Here is a 22,374-nt window from a genome sequence, read left to right as displayed (position 1 = left end):
ATCTTAAAATAATGAGAGAAACCAAGCTTTGATCACGTCGCCATGGCTGTCATGAAGCAATTTAATGCTCATTAGCAATGAAATAATCACAATCATTGGTCGGATAAGTTTTTGTCCTTTAGTCAATACTAAGCGCGCACCTAACCTAGCACCGATCATTTGGCCGATTAGCATAACAAAGCCAAGTACCCAAAGAACATGACCTCCGATAATAAAAAACACTAAGGAGCCAAAATTAGAGGCAAAATTGAGTAATTTTGCATGAGCAGTCGCTTTCGCTAAATTATAACCAAGTAATAATACGTAGCCCAATGCCAGAAATGAGCCAGTGCCTGGGCCGAATGCGCCATCATAAAAACCTAAGCTCATGCCAATTGCCACCCCAAATACAGGCATGCTAACGCGTTGCTGTCGGTCTTGCGCACCAATAGATGGCGTCAATAAGAAATAGAGCCCCACGCAGATGACCATAATAGGCAATAACTGCTTGAGAAATGCGGTATCAATCATCTGGATAGCAATTGCACCAATCATCGCGCCTATCATTGTCATAATGAAAGGAAAGATTTGTTCACGCAGATTAATCGCTTTTCGCCGAACAAAATAGAGGGTTGACGAAAATGAGCCGCCTACCGCTTGCAATTTATTGGTCGCCAAGGCTTCAACGGGGGTAATACCCACAGATAGCAGTGCCGGTATAGTCAGTAAACCACCGCCACCAGCAATAGAGTCAATAAAACCAGCAAAGAGAGCAACGAAAAAAAGCAGTAAATAAACTTCCGGTGCAACGGCGGTCAGCCAATCCATTTTCACAATCCAGACAAAGAAAATAATGACGTAATATACCTTTATTTATCCATAGCGATAAGCGCCTCTAATAAACAAATGTATCACTGCCCAGATGAGATATTTTGAAAAAGGCATCATCCAAACCTTTATTTATCAGTAGGCAGATAATCTCATCTACCTACTGAATAACCCTATAAACAAACATCAATCAGATTAGCTATGGGGTTTTATGCAAAAGGTTTCATTGTCGGGATAACATCAGCACACTGCCCACGATGACGTAAGTAGTGATCCATCAAAACAATCGCCATCATCGCTTCGGCAATCGGCACTGCACGAATACCCACACAAGGGTCATGACGACCTTTGGTGATCATTTCCACTTCTTCACCATCACGATTAAGTGTTTTACCTGAAACAGTAATGCTTGATGTCGGTTTCATCGCAATATGCGCCACGATAGGCTGGCTGCTACTGATACCACCTAAAATCCCCCCTGCATGATTTGAAGTAAAACCATGTTGAGTAATTTCATCGCGATTTTCACTGCCTTTCAAGCTAATAACACCGAAGCCATCACCAATTTCAACGCCTTTCACCGCATTAATACTCATTAAGGCATGAGCAAGATCGGCATCTAAGCGATCAAATACGGGTTCACCTAGTCCTGCGGGAACATTTTCAGCAATAACAGTGACTTTAGCGCCAATAGAATCACCTTCTTTTTTCAATCCACGCAGCAATTCATCAAGGGCATCAAGCTTAGTCGGATCTGGGCAGAAAAATGGATTTTCTTCGACAATTGACCAATCTTTGATTTCGCATTCAATGGAACCCATTTGAGTCAAACAACCACGAATTTGAATACCTAACTTTTCTTGCAGATATTTTTTAGCAACCGCACCAGCAGCAACTCGCATCGCCGTTTCACGGGCAGATGAACGTCCACCACCACGGTAATCGCGCTGACCATATTTTTGCTCATAGGTATAATCGGCGTGCCCAGGTCTGAAAACATCTTTAATTGAACCATAATCTTGCGAACGTTGATCGGTATTTTCAATCAATAAACCAATGCTAGTTCCTGTCGTGATGCCATTAAAAACCCCTGACAATATTTTTACTTGGTCAGGTTCTCGGCGCGCCGTGGTGTAACGTGATGTACCAGGGCGACGACGGTCTAAATCGACTTGTAAATCTGCCTCAGTCAGCGATAACCCCGGCGGTACCCCATCGATAATACAACCTAATGCCAATCCATGAGATTCACCAAATGTTGTAACACGAAAAAGTTGCCCTATTGAATTTCCAGCCATCCCGAGTTTCCTATTTTAAGTCTATGCTTATATTATTAATATGCGATGTTGTATTTGATTACATTATTCTATGAAACAGTGCAACTATTCTCTCAATAACTCAAGCAACAGCAAGGTATACATAATATGTAGTTCGCACAAATGTGCACGATAAACAAAGCTGAAACTTGAATATAATGAGTTTACTAATTAGTCAATATACAAGTCAAAAAGCCCGTGATGTTCAACAAGTTGCTCACGCGTCAACATGAATACACCTTCTCCACCGTATTCAAAATCAAGCCAAATAAAGGGAACTTCTGGGTACTGTTCAACTAAATGCACCATGCTGTTTCCGACTTCGCAGATCAAAACCCCCTCTTCCGTCAGAAAACGTGGCGCATTAGCTAAAATACGACGAGTCAATTTTAAACCATCACTACCTGCTGCAAGTGCGAGTTCAGGCTCAACACGGAATTCTTCAGGTAGATCGGCCATATCTTCAGCATCAACATAAGGCGGATTAGTGACAATCAAATCATATTTGATATCAGGCATATCTCTGAATAAATCAGAGCGCATTGGTATAACGCGGTGCTCTAAGCCGTGATTAGCAATATTTTGCTCAGCAACGGCTAGCACATCCGCAGAAATATCAACCGCATCCACTTCTGCATCAGGGAATTCATAAGCACAAGCAATCGCAATACACGCACTCCCCGTACATAAGTCTAAAATATTTTGCGGCTCATCCGATAATAAACCCACAAAATGGTTGTTAATTAACTCAGCAATAGGTGAACGAGGAATTAATACACGCTCATCCACATAAAATTCATGACCACAGAACCACGAGCGATTCGTTAAATAGGCCACGGGTATGCGATCATTAATACGACGTAATACACGCTCAATAATACGATGACGTTCTGTTGGCGTTAGACGCGATGTGAGGAGCTCATCGGGTAAGTCGAGCGGTAAGTAAAGAGTAGGTAGCACCAGTTGTAGCGCTTCATCCCATGCGTTATCAGTACCGTGACCATAATAAACATTGGCAGCATTAAAGCGGCTCATTGTCCAACGTAAAATGTCCTGAATAGTGTGAAGTTCTGCTACAGCTTCATCAACGAAAATCTTTTCCAAAAAGGGATTCTCCAGTCGGTCTATTGAAAGGTAATATTTGAATGGTTAAAGTTTGCCACGAAGTGAGAGACAAATCAGCAGATTAATACAATAAAATAAAGATGAACATGCTCAAGAAGGGCTATTTGAATGATATTTTGTCTTATTAATGCCCTCGGTCTTCACCGAAGGCATTATTTCATGATTAATTATATTGTGTTTTTAACTTTCATTTTGTACAAGCACTTCCGTTTGTTTAACGGTTTTTTTTACCCATAAGGTATAAGCGATACTCAAAAGTACCAGCCATATAATTCCAACATACAATGCTATTCGTGTATCTTCAAAATAACCCAACACACCAAAAATAAATAACATGAATACAATCGCAATAATCGGTGCGACAGGCCACATAGGCACAGGGAATTTTATCTGTTTAACTTCTTCTGGCGTCATTTTTTTGCGCATCGCAAACTGAGAGAGCAAAATCATCAACCAAACCCAAATAGTGGCAAAGGTTGCAATAGATGCAATCACTAAGAAAACACTTTCAGGGATTAGATAATTTAAAACAACACCAATTAATAAGACTGCAACCATGACTAACACAGTCATCCAAGGCACACCATTCTTAGTTAACTTAGTAAATACTTTAGGTGCCTGTCCTTCATGAGCCATGCCATACATCATGCGTCCTGCACCAAAAATATCACTATTAATCGCAGATATTGCGGCGGTTATTACCACGACATTTAAAATATTAGCCGCAGATTGAATACCTAAACTATCAAAAATTTGAACAAACGGGCTACCTTGCTGACCAATTTGGTTCCAAGGATAAATACACATCAGGACAAATAAGGTCAACACATAGAATAATAAGATACGAATAGGAACAGCATTGATAGCTCTAGGGATAGTCACATCAGGATTTTTTGCTTCGCTGGCCGTGATCCCAATCACTTCTATTCCACCGAACGCAAACATCACCACGGCAAAGGAGGCTATCACCCCACCTATTCCATTTGGCATAAATCCATCGTGAATAAATAGGTTCGAAACACCCACAGCATGGTCTGCTGAGACACCAAAACCAAACATCATAATTGCCGCACCGCCAACTATCATCGCGATGATAGCGACAATTTTAATCAGCGATAACCAAAACTCCATTTCACCAAACGTTTTCACATGGCAAAGGTTAATTGCACCAATAAAGCAGATAATACTTAAAACCCATATCCACTGTGCAACATCAGGGAACCATAGCTTCATATAGAAACCAAATGCGGTCACATCTGCCAGACAAACAATCAGCATTTCAAAAACGTAAGTCCAGCCCGTGAAAAAACCGGCTCTAGGCCCTAAGTAATGGCTTGCATATTGTGAGAAAGAGCCTGCAAGTGGGCTATGAACCGCCATTTCACCTAAAGCACGCATCACCATAAAAACAGCCGCGCCACCAATTATATAGGCAAGCAGTACCGCCGGACCTGCTGTTTGTATTGCTTTTGCTGAACCATAAAATAGCCCCGTACCGATTGCAGCACCTAAAGCCATAAATCGTATATGACGCGCAGAAAGCCCGCGTGCAAGTTGTGATGTGCTTTGCATGATTTATCCTTCATATTATTTTATTAGTCTTGCAGATATACACAAAATAATTCAGGCTACATGTAGGCGACAGATGAAGCTATCTGGATAAGCATGCTCTAGAATGCAATTCAGGCAGCTAAAAGAAGTCCACAAGCATGCAACTTGAAGTATAACGGGTATAAATACTTCGGGCAGCCGATACGTCGCCGGCTGCCTTTTCTTTGCTTGATATGCTATTTAGGGAAGATTGTCCCTGTAGAAAACAATGTTGATAATTTATGTTGATTAATCAATTCGATCGCAGCTTCAATGTCGGGTGCAAAGTAGCGATCTTTATCGTAATACGCGACCTGATTACGCAGTGTTGATCGCGCTTTTTCTAGGACTTCACTCGATTTTAGCCCTTCGCGAAAATCCATGCCTTGGCAAGCAGATAGCCATTCGATGGCTAAAATACCGGTTACATTTTTGGCCATTTCCCACAAGCGACGACCTGCGGCAGGCGCCATAGAAACATGGTCTTCCTGATTCGCTGACGTCGGTAAGCTATCAACACTTGAAGGATGCGCTAAGGCTTTATTTTCACTCGCAAGCGCTGCTGCTGTCACTTGTGCAATCATAAAGCCTGAGTTTACGCCGCCGTTATTCACCAAAAATGGCGGTAACTGAGACATATGCGTATCCATCAATAACGCAATACGTCTTTCCGATAACGCACCAATTTCAGCAAATGCAAGGGCAAGATTATCCGATGCCATCGCCACAGGCTCCGCATCGAAGTTTCCACCTGAAATAATGTCGCCATTGTCAGTAAATACCAATGGATTATCTGACACTGCATTTGACTCAATAAGAATAACTTCTGCCGCTTGGCGAATTTGAGTTAAACAAGCACCCATGACCTGTGGCTGACAACGCAAAGAGTAAGGGTCTTGCACCTTAATACAATTTTCATGGGAATGAGATAGTTCGCTATTTGACGTCAAGACTTCACGGAACAATGCCGCGACATCAATTTGTCCTTTTTGACCGCGAACCTCTTGAACTCGTGCATCGAAAGGTTTACGAGAACCCAAAGTTGCTTCAACACTCAATGCACCACAAACAATGCCAGAAAGGAGTAGATTTTCAGCCTCAAATAATCCTTTAAGTGCAAATGCCGTTGACACCTGAGTACCATTTAGCAGCGCAAGTCCTTCTTTCGCCTCTAGTTTTAATGGTGACAATCCAGCTTTTTCTAATGCTTTTTTCGCTGAGATCCATTTTCCTTGGAAACGAGCTTTACCTTCACCTAATAAAATCAAACTCATATGAGCAAGCGGAGCTAAATCACCTGATGCCCCTACAGAACCCTTGGCTGGTATGAATGGATAAACTTCCGCATTTACCATCGCAATTAAAGCATTAATCACCTCAAGGCGAATACCTGAAAAACCACGAGCAAGACTGTTTACTTTAAGTACCATTATCAATCGAACTATTTCATCTTCTAATGGCTCGCCCACACCTGCGGCATGGGACATCACGATTGACCGTTGTAATGATTGCAAATCTTTGGTGGCAATACGGGTATTCGCCAGTAACCCAAATCCAGTATTGATGCCATAGGCCGTTTTATCTTCAGCAATAATCTGATTTACAGTAGCAACACTTTTTTCAATCGCAGTATGAGAACGTTTATCTAGCGAGATAGTGACTGAATGCTCAAAAACATTGCGCAAATCGTCGAGTGTCATTTTTCCTGGGTGAATAGTTAATTTAGTCATCGGTGGCACCCCTTAACGTGTTTTTAGCATAGGTAAATTAAGATTTTTTTCTTGTGCGCATTTAATGGCAATGTCATATCCTGCATCCGCATGGCGCATCACCCCAGTCGCCGGGTCATTATGCAAAACGCGAGCAATACGTGCAGCAGCTTCATCAGTACCATCACAAACAATAACGACGCCCGAATGTTGAGAGAAGCCCATACCAACACCGCCACCATGATGCAGAGAAACCCATGTCGCCCCACTTGCGGTATTTAACAATGCATTGAGTAGTGGCCAATCTGAAACCGCATCAGAGCCATCTTTCATTGATTCTGTTTCACGGTTTGGACTTGCAACAGAGCCTGAATCTAAATGATCGCGCCCAATAACGATTGGTGCAGAAACTTCACCACTTCTGACCATTTCATTAAACGCTAAACCGAGTTTTGCTCTGTCGCCTAAACCAACCCAACAAATGCGCGCTGGCAGCCCTTGAAAACTAATACGCTCACGCGCCATATCCAACCAGCGATGTAAGTGCTTATCATCAGAAAGTAATTCTTTCACTTTTGCATCAGTTTTGTAGATATCTTCAGGATCGCCTGAAAGCGCAACCCAACGGAAAGGTCCAACACCACGACAAAATAGTGGACGAATGTAGGCAGGTACGAATCCAGGGAAATCAAACGCATTTTCTACGCCCATTTCAAGTGCCATTTGACGAATATTATTACCATAGTCAAACGTTGGAATACCCTGTTGCTTAAAGGCCAACATAGCTTTTACATGCTCAGCCATCGATTTTTTGGCGGCAAGTGCAGTTCCTTTCGGATCTTTCACGCTTTGCTCACGATACTCATCCCAACTCATGCCTATAGGTAGATAGCCATTAAGCGGGTCATGAGCGCTGGTTTGGTCTGTGACCATGTCAGGTTTAACACCACGTCTTACTAATTCAGGTAAAACTTCTGCCGCATTGGCACACAAAGCAATAGAAACCGCTTTACCTTCTGAGGTGTATTTTTGGATACGGGCTAAGGCATCATCAAGGCTAGTCGCTTGCTCATCCACATATTTCGTTCTTAAACGAAAATCGATGCTGTTTTGCTGGCATTCAATATTGAGCGAACAAGCGCCGGCTAAAGTTGCGGCTAGTGGTTGAGCACCACCCATCCCACCAAGGCCAGCGGTTAGCACCCAGCGTCCGGTTAAATCACCATTAAAATGTTGGCGACCTGCCTCAACAAAAGTTTCGTAAGTTCCTTGGACAATCCCTTGGCTACCAATGTAAATCCAGCTACCTGCTGTCATTTGGCCATACATTGCCAACCCTTTAGCATCGAGCTCATTAAAATGTTCCCAAGTAGCCCAATGTGGCACGAGATTTGAGTTAGCAATGAGTACGCGAGGTGCATTTTCATGGGTTTTAAAAACACCAACAGGCTTTCCTGATTGAACCAACAAAGTTTCATCACTTTCCAATTTTTTAAGCGATTCAACGATTTGGTCATAGCATTGCCAGTTACGTGCAGCACGGCCAATTCCGCCATAAACCACTAATTCATGTGGATTTTCTGCAACATCAGGATCAAGGTTATTCATCAACATGCGTAAAGGCGCTTCTGTCAGCCAGCTTTTTGCATTAAGTGTATTTCCTCGTGGAGATCTAATTTCGACATTTCTATATTTATTATTGAGTTCTGTCACTTTTATATCCTTTTGCTATTACGTCGCTGGTACTGACAGCGTCATTTATTCTGATTCGGTCTCCATATAGATATAGTTGTATATACATGTACTATCAATTAGTTTTTTAACAACTAAATTAGGTGAAATAATAATAAATATAATTATTTCCAATAAATATCATGCAGATAAAATATTTTCATACACTTGCAGGGCAATTTATTTCTTCTGAATTTGCCTGCCAAGTCACATTTCATTCACAGTCAATTCACATTCAATGCAATTTAACTTAAGGAGAAAACAATTAGTTTTAGTGATTCAATCAAAATATGACGGGAAGTTTTAGCGGATAAAAGTGGAAAATAATGGGCATAATTCATTAACCACTTTGCTGTATAAAAAGATATTTAAAGGGGTATTTAGGAAGAAAAACGACCTTTTAATTTATAACGATGACCGGGAAACAATAATTTTGTACTCGTAACCGTGAAAGCTTGTGACCATGTTCGACGTGTAATCAGCAAACATGAAGACCCTGCATCAATATGTAATAACCTAGCAGAGCGCTCATCCGCTTCCACCGCTTCGACAATATGTTCACCCTGGGTTAAAGGTGCTACTTGGGAAAGATAATCGTGAGGGGTGATGGATAAAAAATTTTGTTTTAGATAGTCAGGTGCGGCTAATGCATTAACATACCGATCTTCTATTTGTACTGGAACATCATTTTCAAGATGCACAATAACAGAATGAAAAACAATGTTGCCTGATAATATATTCAATTCTTGCGCCAATGCAGCAGAGGCCGTAACTTGCTCTAACTTAATAATCTTACAGCTATACCGATGCTTTCTCGCAACAATTTCAGATTCAATACTGTGAATTTCAAATAATGCAGACTGCCCTTTTGGCTCAGCAACAAAAGTTCCCACGCCTTGTAATCGGATAAGCAGACCTTGTGCTGTTAATTCACGTAAAGCACGATTTGCGGTCATTCGACTACATTGAAATTGAATAACTAATTCAGATTCAGAGGGAACGCGGTCATTTACCTGCCATTCACCCGTCACTATTTTCTCAGTAATCAAATGCTTTACCTGCAAATATAATGGGATTGGTGTGGCTGATTTCTCTTTTTTATCGGCTGTCACAGTTATTTCCAGTTTAGTCAACAAGATGGCCAAACCTGCCTCTAAGATATTCAAACCTTAAACACAGGCTACTTCACTACTTTCGGTTCCTAATCATCCTGACAGTCGTTAATAAAAAAATGCTACTCAATGGTATTAAATAAAACTAAGCCCCATTGAGTATTTATTTATAGAAAAGTGTTACTGCATATATTGAACATGATCCTAACCCGCAGCAATAAGAACTTTATTAATTATCACGATAATTCGTGCCATTAGTCTCTTTTTTAATGTTATTTATTATGATGCGTAATCGTCCCTTGATGCACTCGCATATACAGAGGGTTACTGCCTTGTTCATAAATCATTTCAACAGGTTCGTGAGCATTCCACACCACAAAGTCTGCTTGAAAACCTGCTTTTAGCTGTCCATGACTATGTTCACGTCCAAGCGCTTTTGCAGCATGACAAGTTACCCCAGACCAAATTTCTTCTGGTGTTAATCTAAATAGCACCGCCGCCATATTCATTATCATTCGTAAAGATGCAAACGGACTGGTTCCTGGGTTAAAATCAGTAGAAACCGCCATAGGTATTTGATGTTCGCGCAATAGCTCAATGGGTGGCAATTTAGTTTCGCGTAAAAAATAAAATGCCCCTGGTAATAAAACGGCAACTGTACCGCTCTCTTTTAATGCTTTAATACCATCCAAATCAAGATACTCGATATGATCGACAGATAGTCCTTTAAAGCTCGCCACTAATTCGCTACCGCCCAGATTCGATAATTGTTCCATATGACCTTTAACTGGGATCCCTAATTTTTGCGCCGCTAAAAATAATTTCTTACTTTGATCAAGTGAAAAACCTACGCTCTCGCAAAATACATCGACAGATTCAAAAAGCCCTTTTTCCCACAATTGAGGCATTATGGTATGGCAAATAAAATCAATATATTCATCTGGCTTACCTTTGTACTCAGGTGGAACGGTATGGGCAGATAATAGCGTCGAGCTCACTGTAATAGGATAAACCGCAGATAATCTTTTCGCGACTAACAGTTGTTTTTCTTCACTGTCAAAATCAAGTCCATAACCTGATTTCATTTCGATAGTCGTCACGCCTTCTCGGATTAACGCCTCTAGCCTTGGCTGTGATGCACGAAATAATGCATCTTCATCTAATTGCCTTGTTGATCGCACTGTAGAATTAATACCGCCACCTTGTGCACTAATTGTTTCATACGAAACGCCATTCATTCGCTGCTCCCACTCAGCAGCTCTATCACCACCAAACACTAAATGCGTATGGCAATCAATCAATCCCGGTGTGACCAACCTTCCCTCAATATCAATAACCTGACATCCATTTGTGTCAACGGTATCACTAGGCAGTATTGCCATAATTTTATTTTCACGAACAATCAAGTCATGACCTTCGACTAATCCATAAGCAGTTGTTAAATCAGTATTCATTGTAGCAATGCGGCCATTGCGCCATACAACATCTTGAGATTGAGCTATAAATGACATTGAATTTCCTATTACTATTAAGGCGATATTTGTCAGCTTCACAAATAAAAGTATATATATGTATATACAATTAGACTAAGAAACCATCTCTTGTCAATATATAACAAGTCAAATAGTTATAAATTTGTTACACAACATGGTTATTATTCAATTGTGACCGTTTAAACGGAAAATAGGTTACACTACAGAAAGTCATATCAATCTAAAAATAACTAATTAAAACACGATGAAAAACAAATTTGGACTGAAAGATGAAGATATTCATCTATTCAAAGAAGCGATTACTGGTGCAAAAAAGATCCGCCAAGATCAGATTTTACATGCGCCTATTCGCGCTAAAGTCACGAAGCCATCCAGCAAAAAAGTGATGCAAGAACAAGTTGATGCTTCTTTTTATTTTTCAGATGAGTTTCAGCCACAACTTGAAGATGAAGGTCCAACTCGTTATTTAAAGCCTGATTCAAACCCCTATGAACTCAAAAAATTACGCAGAGGCGATTACACCCCTGAGCTTTTTCTTGATTTGCATGGGCTAACGCAGATGGAAGCAAAAAAAGAAATCGGCGCACTCATTGCGGCTTGTAAAAGAGAAAATGTATATTGTGCCTGCATTATGCATGGACATGGGAAGCATATATTGAAGCAGCAGACGCCACTATGGCTTGCGCAGCATCCAGATATCATTGCTTTTCATCAAGCACCCAAAGAATGGGGGGGTAGTGCAGCACTTTTATTGTTAATTGAAACCATCGAGAGCGCTCGTCGTTAAGCACTCTTTATCGATAAGTTTGCATCATAACTTAAGTATATGAGTTATTTTGCAAACATCACTTGTGAAGGACTTAGCATCCATTCAACATTACTTTTCAACTGTTCCATGTTGAGATTAATGCAAGCGATAGTTGATGTCGTAAACATCGGAGGTTCTTTATGTGGGCACAACTCCGAAACCAAATATCCCACCAAGGGTAAATGAGAAACCACCAAAACTGCATTAGCACCCAACGTTGCCAAATCACGAATATGATCGGCGACAAATGCTGCATGCCCTCCAGGTGTTAACTCCTCCATCACCTGCATTTGCGTTGGTAATTCAAGGTTATCCCTGATGACTTGTAAGGTTTGTTCTGCTCGTAAATAAGGACTAACTAACACTTTATCGATATCAATCTGTGGCTCATGATGATTTAACCACTGTGCCATTAATGCAGACTCATCTCTTCCCTTTTGGGTTAATGGTCTTGCAGAATCACTGGGAGCCTGTATTGCCGCATCACCATGACGCATAATATAAACTTGCATAATCCACCATCTGGGTAGCCAATCCTAAATGAATGGCTATTCTTTTTGTTAAGATAATTGTTGTAAAAGTCACCATCAGTTGGGGTGAAACCTGATTCTGCAATAAACCACAGATAAATAAAATGACTTGCATTGTTTTTTGCTGAAATTTTTTATTAATATCTTTCGTCAGTATTTTACACTTACGGCTAAACTAGACTTTTACTCGAAAAAACATCACAAAAAAACCTGATAACCCAAGTGAATGTAACAAATGAATGCACTAGGGTATCAGGTTTCCCACTGAAACTAAAATAGCAAGCTTATTAGCTATAACCCGACTTATTCACTCTGAGTGGGATAAAAGGTTTGGTTATTTTTAGCCATTTGACACAATAAATCACAAGGTGAAAATTTTTCACCGTGGCTTTTAGCTAAGGCTTGCATTGTCTCCACTGTTTTAGCAATACCTAAACTATCCATATACCTAAAAGGACCACCAAAAAATGGCGGAAAACCAATACCAAAGACAGCACCGATGTCGCCATCTCTTGCACTGCGAATAATTTTTTCATCTAAACAGCGTGCCGCTTCATTTAACATCAACATGACACAGCACTGTGCAATATCTGTTTTACTCAATTTATTATCAGGTTGAACACCAATTAATGCGTAAATTCGTTTATCCACCTGCCGTTTTGGTGCCTTTTTCCAAAATAACAGTTTTGAACTTGTATGGCCGTACTCATAAAAACCTCGGCCATTCTTTTTTCCTTTCCTGTCATCATTAACCACTTTGTCTAAAGCTTCTGGTGCCTTAAATCTATCGCCAAAACGCGCAACAAGAATAGGTAATATTTTGGTGCCTACATCAATCCCGACTTCATCGAGTAAATTAAAGGGACCAACAGGAAAACCGAAACTGACTAATGCACTATCGATATGTTCAATCGACTCACCCTGTACAAGGCATTGAGTTGCCTCACATAAATAAGGCGCTAATATTCGGTTCACATAAAATCCAGCATCATCGCCAACCACAATCGCCGTTTTACCTTGACGCTTAGCAAAAGCAACTACAGTGGCAATTGTCGTGTCATCCGTATGTTTATGAGGAATAACTTCCACCAACGGCATTTTATCTACAGGACTAAAATAATGCAGACCAATAATTTTTTCAGGGTATTTAGCTTGTGCAGCAATTTGATGAATAGGTAATGACGATGTATTTGAGGCAAAAATAGTCTTCCCATCGGATATTTGTTCTATTTCAGCGACCATTTTTTGCTTCAATGCTAAATCTTCAAAAACTGCCTCAACAGCAATGTCTGCTTTTTCAAAACCTTGGTAATTCACAGTTCCCGATATTTTCGACATTATTGCCGCTCTTTCACGAGCAAGTAATCGCCTTTTTGATACTCGTTGGGTGAGCAAATCCCAGCTATAACGTAATGCCTGAGCCACGCCTTTATCCGAAATATCTTTAATACGAACAGGCAATTTTCCTTGGGAAGCACTGATATACGCAATTCCACCGCCCATCAAGCCACCGCCAAGAACACCAACTTGCTGAATATTTATCGGTTTTGCTTTAGAACCTGTTTCATTTTTAAGAGAAGTCACGGCAAAAAATAAACTGCGTAATGCGGCAGATTCAGGAGTCATTACTAACTCGCCAAACGCTTTAGCTTCTTGGGCATAGCCCGCTTTCGCCCCGTTATTCATACCAGTTTTAACAACTTGAATAATTTTATCCGGTGCCGGATAGTGGCCTTTCGTTTTACTAAGTGCTTTTTGTTTTGCACTATTAAACACCTGATTACGCAATAGCTTGCTACTCAATAAGCGCTGTTGCCAATGAATAACAGGTCTCTTTACACCACCTTTTTTAGCCAACTGCACAGCCACATCTAATAAAATGGATTCAGGTACAACATCATCAACTAAACCTATTTTTAGTGCCTGTTTTGCTCTTAATTGCCGACCTGTTAGCATTAAATCAAGTGCATGAGGAATACCGATTAAGCGAGGTAGACGCTGCGTACCACCTGACCCCGGTAGTAAACCTAATTGTACTTCAGGCAAACCCAATCGAGTTTTTTCGTCGTTTGAACAAATTCTTGCATGGCAAGCAAGCGCCAGTTCTAATCCGCCACCAAGGCAAGCACCATGAATTGCGGCAATAATAGGGAGTGGATAATTATCTATTTTATCAAACAGTAAATGCCCTTCTTTTGAAAGTTCACTCGCTTGCTCTTTATTTTCACAGTTAGCAATCATGCTGATATCAGCACCGGCGATAAAATTGTCTTTTTTACCCGATGTAATAACCAAGCCTTTAAGACCCGAGGTTGATTGTGCCTGCTGTAAAATAGCCAAAAATTGCTCTGCAAACTCCGCTTTCAGCGTGTTCACTTTTTCATTTGGCACGTCAATGAAAATCACTCCGACATTTTCGTTGTAAATTTCTAATCTAAACGCGGGTTGACTAGCTTTTGTATCCATTTCACTAGCAGTTTCAACCTCTATAGCAGAATGTTGTTTCATTATTCCACCTCCAAGATCATCGCTGCACCTAAACCACCCGCAGCGCAAGCCGTTGTTAACCCAAAACCACCACCACGCCGGCGCAGCTCATTTAATGTTTGCGTTACCATGCGGGCTCCCGTAGCAGCAAATGGATGCCCATAAGCGATTGAACCACCTAATACATTAAATTTATCCATATCGATGTCACCAATCGCTTGTGTTAACCCAAGTTTCTCTTGAGCAAACTTGTGGCTTGAAAACATTTGAACGTTTGCCAATGTTTGAGCAGCAAATGCTTCATGCATATCAATCAAAGTTAAATCTTGCAGTGTCAGCCCTGCGCGTTTTAATGCAATTGGCGTCGCGTAGGAAGGGCCTAGCAGCATATCTTCCCACACATCAATGGCAGAAAAGGCATAGCTTCGGATGTAACCTAGCGGTGTATAGCCAAGTGCTTTTGCTCTCGATTCTGTCATCATCAATACCGCAGCAGCACCATCAGTAAGCGGTGTACTATTTGCTGCGGTCACACTTCCATGTTTACGGTCAAAAGCCGGTTTTAATTTCGCATAGGAAGATAAAACTGAATTGCCTCTTATTGTATTATCTTGAGAAAAGGCTTGCTTAAATGGTGGCATATAAGCCGTCATGACTTCTGACTCCAACACCCCGCTATCCCAAGCTTTGGCCGCAAGTATGTGTGAGCGATGCGCTAATTCATCTTGCTCTTCTCGACTAATATGATAACTTTTTGCCATCTGCTCGGCAGTATCGCCCATTCGCAATCCAGTAGAATATTCAGCCACACCTGGCGCAACAGGCAATAAATCTTTTAAGCCTAATTTTGAAATTAAAGATAACTTTTGCCCAAGACTTCTCGCTTTACTTAACGATAATAATGTCGCGGCTAATTTCTTTGAAACACCAATAGGCAGTACCGAGGATGAATCTGCTCCGCCAGCAATACCGATTGAAATATCACCAACCATCATACTTTGAGCCACATTAACAATGGTTTGGAAACTGGTTGCACAGGCTCTAGAGACACTATAAGCATCGGTTGATACGCTCATACCCGTGCCCAACACAATTTCTCTGGCGATATTTGGCGCTTCTGGCATCTGCACAACTTGCCCAAACACTAATTGTTCAATCAAAGATTTATCTAAATCACTACGGCATAACAGCTCAGCGACAACTGCCTTACCTAAATCAACGGCAGCAATCCCTTGATAAGCAGTCGCTTGTTTTGCGAAAGGCAAACGTAATCCGCTAACAATAGCGATTCGTTCCTTTGCTGTATAAGTGCTTTCGCCATGTTGGGAAAGTTGATTCATGGGCGCTCCCGCTAAAAGAAAAAATGAAAATTAAAATTGTTTTCTTCAATACTGACCCGCAGAGGTCTGACCTGTACTGATTGTTAACATAATCTTCACAATTATCAAATAGCGTTAATGAAAAATGGGAGCTCGCACGCAACTTAAAGTGAAATAAAAATAGAGGTAAGAAATTATTAAGAAAGGGGATATAAAAAACCCTTTTATCTGGGGATCTGAATTGATAAAAGGGTTATTAGCGGCAATTCAATCGTTTGATTAACGAAGTCCTAACTGAAAAATCAGACTTTCTGCTTCACAAGCAAAATTAAAATCAGCAGTGAGTTCAATACCACCTTCAACAGCCTTGAAGGAATGGGTAATTACACAAGGTTCTGACTCAACAGATTTCGCTTTATCTGTGAGTGTTTTCAACATGGAATCTGCCTCACCTTGTGTTGCGAAAACATGCTGATACGATGCTGTGCAGTCTTTATTATCTAAGACTGTACCTACATCAACACAACAGCAAGCAGCTGTTTCTTCCGCACTACAACGGTTAATCGCATCAGTCATCGTACTCTCCAAATAAACAAACTGTTAAGTGGCTATCATAACGCTGAAAAAGTAGTAAAAACCAGTGTGCATCAATATTTATTGCAAACAATCCAACATAAGTTTGATCTGACCCCGTACATGGTCTTTTATTGTACTTTAATCTTGGTTTTATGTTGTAATTTTGTTAAATGCATCGCATTTTTGAAAACAAGGTCACAATAAACACAAAACATACTTGCAACATATTAGGTGGTCAGACCTATACTCTAGTAACTGGTCTGATTTGTCATAACGACATCCGACCCTACAATTCTGCGCTTCTTGCGATAAGAAGTCGCTTTATTTAAATAAAACATACAAGAGGGTTTTGGTCATGAGCCAGAAAAACCTGTTTAATCGATCAGCTTTAGCAATAGCAGTGGCAATTATCTCCTCCAACGCAAGTGCAGCTGGTTTTTTGCTTAATGAATATTCCACTTCTGCATTAGGACGTGCATTTTCGGGAGCAGGCGCAGTTGGCGATAACGCAAGTGAAGGGAGCCGTAACCCTGCGGCAATGATGTTATTCGACCGCCCAGCACTTTCAGTCGGCGCAGTTTATATTGACCCAACGGTTGATATTAAAGGCCGCGACAATGACATGTTTACAGCCAATAACATCGCACCGAATGCCCTTGTTCCAAATGCGCATTTTATCTTCCCAATCAATGATAAATGGGCTGTGGGTACATCGATGACCACTAACTTTGGTCTCGCTACTGATTTTAGTAAAGATTATGCAGGCGGCCTTGCTGGTGGTAAAACTGACCTAAAAACAGTTAACTTGAACTTAAGTGGTGCTTATCGTCTTAATGATAATTTTAGTTTTGGACTAGGCGCTAATGCAGTCTATGCTGATGCTGAAATCACTCGTCACCTCGGAGTTGCTTCTGGTAAGTATCCCCCAATGTTTGGCCTCACGCCAAATACCACAGCTGCAAAACTTCAAGGTGATGATTGGGGTTATGGCTGGAATGCTGGTATTTTGTATGAAATTAACCAAGATAACCGCCTAAGCTTCACCTATCGCTCAAAAGTTAAAGTGAAATTTGAAGAGGGTAAATTCTCTAATGATCTACCATCCCAAGTAGGTGGACTTAATGGTAGCAGTGTAAAAGGTAAACTTGATCTTAATCTACCCGATATCTGGGAATTCTCTGGCTATCATAAAGTCGCGCCACAGTGGGCTGTGCATTATACTGCGGCCTATACTGGATGGAGTGAGTTTAAAGAGTTAACGGCTTATCAAAAAAGTGATGGAAAGGAATTATTCCACAAACCAGAGCACTTTAAAGATGCTTGGCGCCTAGCACTAGGTACTACCTATTTCTATAATGATAACTGGACCTTCCGTACAGGTATTGCCTACGATGAAAGCCCAGTTCCAGCAAAATATCGTTCAATCTCAATTCCGGATCAAGACCGTTACTGGTTAAGTGCTGGTTCTACTTACGCTTTCAATGAAAATGCGTCTGTCGATGTCGGCATTGCTTATATGTATGGTAAGAAAGTTAACATTAGTGAAAGATTGGTTGAGAAAGACCCAAGCACGTTAACTGAATTCAAATCTGAAGGTTCTGCATGGTTATATGGCGTGAACTTTAACTATACATTCTAAGATATTAGCCACTACAGTAGGCTTTATTCATTGCTATATCAGGGGAAATCATCCCCTGATATCATTCACGGCACATTGCATGATGTTTGAATACAACAGAGTAATACGGTTTCACCCTATTATATTATTAATCTATAGAATCTAAATCCCCTTGAATCGCCGCTGCATTCGGATTTTCAACCGCTTCTAATACTCCGCCATTAGCGAGGAAATCGTTACGTTGGAAATAAGCCTCACGCAACATTAAATATGGGTCAGATGAATTTCTGAGTAAACCATCGGAGTCTAACAGTCTAGAACGCGTTTCTATTCCTTCAAGTGCCCATTTACCGGCTGACATCCAAAAAGTTAAATAGCTCAGCATCGGATAGAGTCCATCAACAAGGTCGCCCCCTTGTTCACGCACTGTAGCACTTCCATAGCCGGGTAAGACGACGTAAGGACCATAACCAACGTCATAGTAACCAAGTGTATTACCAAAGCGCTTAGGCTCTTCTTTCGCTAGTTGTGGGTTTGCCATTGAAGCGACATCAATCAACCCACCCATACCAAATACGGTATTGAGGAAAAAGCGATTAAAATGTTTAAATCCTTGGGTCACTTCACCACGAGCAAAACTGTTAAGCATACTCGCAGGCTCTTCAAGGTTAACAAAGAAGTTAGTTAATCCATTTCGAGCTGGCATTGGGACATAGTCTTTCCAAGCAACAGCTACAGGCCTCAAGACATAAGGGTCTAAGACGTTGTAGTTAAAGTTGAACATGGCTCGGTTAAAACCTTCCAGCGGGTCTGAACGTTCTTGCGTTACAGGATCAATAGAACTAGCACAGCCAGCTATTAGCACCCCTGCAAGAAAAACGCTAGTCATTCGAAACTTCATCATCCTCTCCATTCCCTGTACCACCAGCCTCGGTACTTTCCACAGTTTTAACTTATGTGTTTTATAATAAAGCCAAATAGAATTATTTGTTAATCGTTTTGAGTGATCCAACAATCCATATCTACTAATTATAACCTATTTAATTATATATTTATTATAAGAATAATGACTAATAAGTACAAAAATAGCACAACATATTAATATGTATCATAATATTAATTATGATTATTTATCAAAAAGTTACTAAACAGAGGTATCCATGGCGATGAAAAAAGCGATATTATTCTCATTATCTGACATTACTAATCACCCAGTAAATATCTAAAGAAAATCAATAAATTAACCAATTGATTTCATCAAAAACCAGTCTATTAATTCACTTTATTACCGAATAGAACAATGTGTCTTTTTATGCGCTATTTTCATAATAGATAACGTATCACGGTTTAAAAAAATTTAACTATCAACAAACAATAAGAATAATCACTCACTAATTATTCATATAGTGTCGTTGATATAATGATTTAGTCACTCACGATTCAAAAAATTAATAATCAACTGTTTTTTATATGTTTTTCAGCTAACCATTACATGACATAATCAACCGTTCAATTCCATTTTTGAATAAAAAACAACCTAAAAAGTACTTTTTTTAGTATAAACAGAAGAATTTTAGCGTAACAACTTGATTCAATTAGATGTGACCAGTAAAATGCCCCACTCTGCTTGCCATTTCGCATTTATGTCCCCTTAGTTAAATGGATATAACGAGCCCCTCCTAAGGGCTAGTTGCAGGTTCGATTCCTGCAGGGGACACCAATACCACTTCTAAAGACCGCTCAAGACCTCCAATTTTTCAAATAAAAACAACAAATTAATTATTTTGACTTCCAAGAAGGTCTAGTAACTTCTAGTGAAATCTAAGTAATAATGTGTATAGTATTGTGTATAGGTCTAAGTTTGATAAAAAAGCTATACACATTATGCTGCTCACTGATATCCAAATTCGGAAAGCTAAAGCTTATGCCCTAACTGTTTATCATTGCACAAATCTAATATTCCATTCCCAGTTTATTAATAAACGCTCGGCTATCATAAGTGAGATTTATTTATCACTCACTAAATTTAGTCATAATTCAATATGACCTCTACTGTGAAAATATTGAGAATAATATTAATAAAAAAATTTATAGAATTCTCCCATTTTTATATCGACCTATTTCAGGTTTCTTCACGACTCGTTATTATTCACAACAAGTAGCGTTCCATCATCAACCATTAGGTAGCTATCCATGAAATACATACTAATAATTGTTTTCTTAGTTCTAACTGGTTGTAGTGCTAGCAATGACTCGCGGGTTGTTTTAGCGGGAATGTCAAAACAACAAGTTATTGAAATTGAGGGCGTGCCTGATGAAGACGCAATGGAGAGTACAATAAAAGACAATTATGCTTTATTACTCTATCTCGACCAAATGATGCCCGAATCCAGTAAAAATAAAGCAGATCGCACTTTTGTTTTTCAAAATGACACATTGATTGAATATACTGTTATGAATATCAGACCAAAAAACGAAATTAACTCATCTATCAGATTAAATGCAAAACAACGCCTAGCATTGTGGTTAAAAAATCAAGATTCGCCACAAAACCCTTCGGCAACAGCAGGCTGTATTATCGAAGATAACAATATGAATTGCTTTGATAAATAATCATCATAAACACATTTTTATTAGAATCCTCCTAATTATCGATTTATCTTAGTTAATTGGTAACAAAAAAATCAATACTCATCTATTCTCAAACTAAGTAAATTTACTTAAATCATAATTCGATTAAATATAGCGATAATTTGTTAACGCTATTCATGGCTATGTTCACTAAAGCAAATTTTCAATTAAGGTTAAATATGAAAAATTTAGAACATGCGAATAATAATGTACCTGAAGGTTATATTTATGCGCCAGATGCAGGTATATCACCAAATACAGGTAAAGATCTGAGTCATGTCATTTTAAATTTACTCAAAAAAAGTCATACTTCTCGTAAAGGTATCTATTTCCCTGCGGGTACTTACCTATTTTCCAGTGATGTGCTACTAACATCTTATAATTCTTTATTAGGTTCAATTGAAGGTACTATTTTTCGCTGTTTCGACATTACAAAAAAATCAGTGATGTTCGGCGATAGTACTTATGGCACAACAGTCTCGAACCTCAGTATTGAAAATATTATCTTTGACAACATTCGTGTGCATTTTTATGGACGGAAATCAGCAATTAGCATTAGCCACAACATATTTATCAACACGATAACCGAGCAAAGTACGGCGCAACTGACATGTTCAAGTAACGCTTATACAATTAATGGCAATATTTTTATGCGTGGACGTCACTATGCGGGTGTTGGTCTTAGCACCTATGGTAACAGTACAGGTTTACTCATTGAGCAAAATTTTTTAGGCTCTATCGAAGATATTAATGTAGCGACGCCATGGCTTGATGATAAAACGCAAACACTACTCACAACACTTTTAAGTTTAAGAGATAAAGGATTAATGTCTTTTGATGATGCTCAAGGTAACTTTGTTTCAGGCTGGTATTCGACGAGTAATTTAAAAAAAGGAATATTTCGTAAAAACTTTATTTCCGGTAATAACGAAATTTATCTCTATAACCCTGAAACTGGGAAAAATGATATTTCTCGTGATCATGGTGTTTATATTAAGCAATATACGCAAGTTGAAGTCATTCAAAATTATTTTTCTGGCTGGACAAAAGACGAGCGAGCATCCGGTCAATTAAAATTTCGTAACGCTAAAGGACTTGTATTTGCAGGTAATTATCTTAATCAGATTTCATTTAATGCGCGTCCTTATGATAATGTCGATGAACAATGGTTAATCATGCAGGATACCTTTATTTTTAATAATTACTTATCTGATGCTTTAATTAGCTATTGGCAAAATTTTATTGATACAAAAGATAAAGCCATTAATGTTAAAAATTATCTTGTTTTCTCTAACCATTTTATTAATCGCCCTGACAATAAGCCACTAATTACCTCGCCAAACAAATCACTATCTTCTAATCAGTTTTTTTGTTCAGAAAATAGCTTCATTGAAACAGGTAAACAAGTACCAATAAGTGGTGTCATGACAGAAATTACTCTGGATAAAATAAAAGCACTACTACCCGATTACGCAGCACAATATTTATTGATCAAACCAATTATGCCCTAATTCACAATAAC

At 39.6% G+C, this 22,374-nt stretch carries 17 protein-coding genes and 1 tRNA gene; 5 read left to right on the top strand and 13 right to left on the bottom strand.

Annotated features, from left to right (window positions below; translation table 11 throughout):
* Nucleotides 1–3 precede the first annotated feature (3 nt).
* The 8 genes from DD649_RS14050 to hutI form a co-directional block, all read right to left on the bottom strand.
* Nucleotides 4–807 carry a TSUP family transporter gene (locus DD649_RS14050; protein ID WP_294107945.1) on the bottom strand — a complete coding sequence of 268 codons (804 nt, stop codon included), beginning with the start codon at nt 805–807 and terminating at the stop codon, nt 4–6.
* 209 nt (nt 808–1,016) lie between these two features.
* Nucleotides 1,017–2,105, bottom strand: a complete 1,089-nt coding sequence (aroC, locus tag DD649_RS14045) for a chorismate synthase (protein WP_294107941.1) — start codon at nt 2,103–2,105, stop codon at nt 1,017–1,019.
* A 189-nt stretch (nt 2,106–2,294) separates the two neighbouring features.
* Nucleotides 2,295–3,227, bottom strand: a complete 933-nt coding sequence (gene prmB / locus DD649_RS14040; RefSeq protein WP_294107939.1) for a 50S ribosomal protein L3 N(5)-glutamine methyltransferase — start codon at nt 3,225–3,227, stop codon at nt 2,295–2,297.
* Nucleotides 3,228–3,428: 201 nt separating this feature from the next.
* Nucleotides 3,429–4,820, bottom strand: coding sequence for an amino acid permease (locus DD649_RS14035; protein ID WP_294107937.1), 1,392 nt, complete (start codon nt 4,818–4,820; stop codon nt 3,429–3,431).
* A 215-nt stretch (nt 4,821–5,035) separates the two neighbouring features.
* Nucleotides 5,036–6,568, bottom strand: a complete 1,533-nt coding sequence (gene hutH / locus DD649_RS14030; protein WP_294107935.1) for a histidine ammonia-lyase — start codon at nt 6,566–6,568, stop codon at nt 5,036–5,038.
* A 12-nt stretch (nt 6,569–6,580) separates the two neighbouring features.
* Nucleotides 6,581–8,260, bottom strand: coding sequence for a urocanate hydratase (hutU, locus tag DD649_RS14025; RefSeq protein WP_294107933.1), 1,680 nt, complete (start codon nt 8,258–8,260; stop codon nt 6,581–6,583).
* 398 nt (nt 8,261–8,658) lie between these two features.
* Nucleotides 8,659–9,390: a histidine utilization repressor gene (gene hutC, locus DD649_RS14020; protein ID WP_294107931.1), complete on the bottom strand. Its 732-nt coding sequence runs from the start codon at nt 9,388–9,390 to the stop codon at nt 8,659–8,661.
* 272 nt (nt 9,391–9,662) lie between these two features.
* The gene (gene hutI / locus DD649_RS14015; RefSeq protein ID WP_294107929.1) at nt 9,663–10,901 is read right to left on the bottom strand and encodes an imidazolonepropionase; all 1,239 of its coding nucleotides are present in this window, start codon (nt 10,899–10,901) and stop codon (nt 9,663–9,665) included.
* Between the two features lie 226 nt (nt 10,902–11,127).
* Between hutI and smrB the strand changes: the two genes are divergently transcribed.
* Nucleotides 11,128–11,670 (top strand): endonuclease SmrB, encoded by a 543-nt coding sequence (smrB, locus tag DD649_RS14010; RefSeq protein ID WP_294107927.1) that lies wholly within the window; start codon nt 11,128–11,130, stop codon nt 11,668–11,670.
* Between the two features lie 44 nt (nt 11,671–11,714).
* Here smrB and sixA read toward each other — a convergent pair whose 3' ends face one another.
* The 4 genes from sixA to DD649_RS13990 all read right to left on the bottom strand — a co-directional run bounded on the left by sixA (nt 11,715) and on the right by DD649_RS13990 (nt 16,603).
* Complete coding sequence (sixA, locus tag DD649_RS14005; RefSeq protein ID WP_294107924.1) at nt 11,715–12,203, bottom strand: phosphohistidine phosphatase SixA; 489 nt, start codon at nt 12,201–12,203, stop codon at nt 11,715–11,717.
* Nucleotides 12,204–12,524: 321 nt separating this feature from the next.
* Nucleotides 12,525–14,687 (bottom strand): fatty acid oxidation complex subunit alpha FadJ, encoded by a 2,163-nt coding sequence (gene fadJ, locus DD649_RS14000; protein ID WP_294108086.1) that lies wholly within the window; start codon nt 14,685–14,687, stop codon nt 12,525–12,527.
* A gap of 41 nt (nt 14,688–14,728) precedes the next feature.
* The gene (fadI, locus tag DD649_RS13995) at nt 14,729–16,048 is read right to left on the bottom strand and encodes an acetyl-CoA C-acyltransferase FadI (RefSeq protein ID WP_294107922.1); all 1,320 of its coding nucleotides are present in this window, start codon (nt 16,046–16,048) and stop codon (nt 14,729–14,731) included.
* A 258-nt stretch (nt 16,049–16,306) separates the two neighbouring features.
* A complete protein-coding gene (locus DD649_RS13990) occupies nt 16,307–16,603 on the bottom strand; it encodes a YfcZ/YiiS family protein (protein WP_294107920.1) in 297 nt (98 codons plus the stop codon).
* Nucleotides 16,604–16,958: 355 nt separating this feature from the next.
* Between DD649_RS13990 and fadL the strand changes: the two genes are divergently transcribed.
* Entirely contained in the window at nt 16,959–18,242 is a 1,284-nt protein-coding gene (gene fadL, locus DD649_RS13985; protein ID WP_294107918.1) for a long-chain fatty acid transporter FadL, read from the top strand.
* 127 nt (nt 18,243–18,369) lie between these two features.
* Here fadL and mlaA read toward each other — a convergent pair whose 3' ends face one another.
* Nucleotides 18,370–19,122 carry a phospholipid-binding lipoprotein MlaA gene (gene mlaA, locus DD649_RS13980; protein ID WP_294108084.1) on the bottom strand — a complete coding sequence of 251 codons (753 nt, stop codon included), beginning with the start codon at nt 19,120–19,122 and terminating at the stop codon, nt 18,370–18,372.
* A 744-nt stretch (nt 19,123–19,866) separates the two neighbouring features.
* On the opposite strand from mlaA, the gene DD649_RS13975 reads away from it, so the two are divergent.
* The 3 genes from DD649_RS13975 to DD649_RS13965 all read left to right on the top strand — a co-directional run bounded on the left by DD649_RS13975 (nt 19,867) and on the right by DD649_RS13965 (nt 22,363).
* Nucleotides 19,867–19,941: transfer RNA gene (locus DD649_RS13975), tRNA-Arg, on the top strand.
* Nucleotides 19,942–20,414: 473 nt separating this feature from the next.
* Nucleotides 20,415–20,834, top strand: coding sequence for a hypothetical protein (locus DD649_RS13970; protein ID WP_294107916.1), 420 nt, complete (start codon nt 20,415–20,417; stop codon nt 20,832–20,834).
* 197 nt (nt 20,835–21,031) lie between these two features.
* The gene (locus tag DD649_RS13965; protein WP_294107914.1) at nt 21,032–22,363 is read left to right on the top strand and encodes a glycosyl hydrolase family 28-related protein; all 1,332 of its coding nucleotides are present in this window, start codon (nt 21,032–21,034) and stop codon (nt 22,361–22,363) included.
* Nucleotides 22,364–22,374: the final 11 nt, after the last annotated feature.

Origin of the sequence: Providencia sp., assembly GCF_003533305.1 — a bacterium.
Taxonomy (GTDB): Bacteria; Pseudomonadota; Gammaproteobacteria; order Enterobacterales; family Enterobacteriaceae; genus Providencia.
This window is presented reverse-complemented; position numbering and strand designations above follow the sequence as displayed.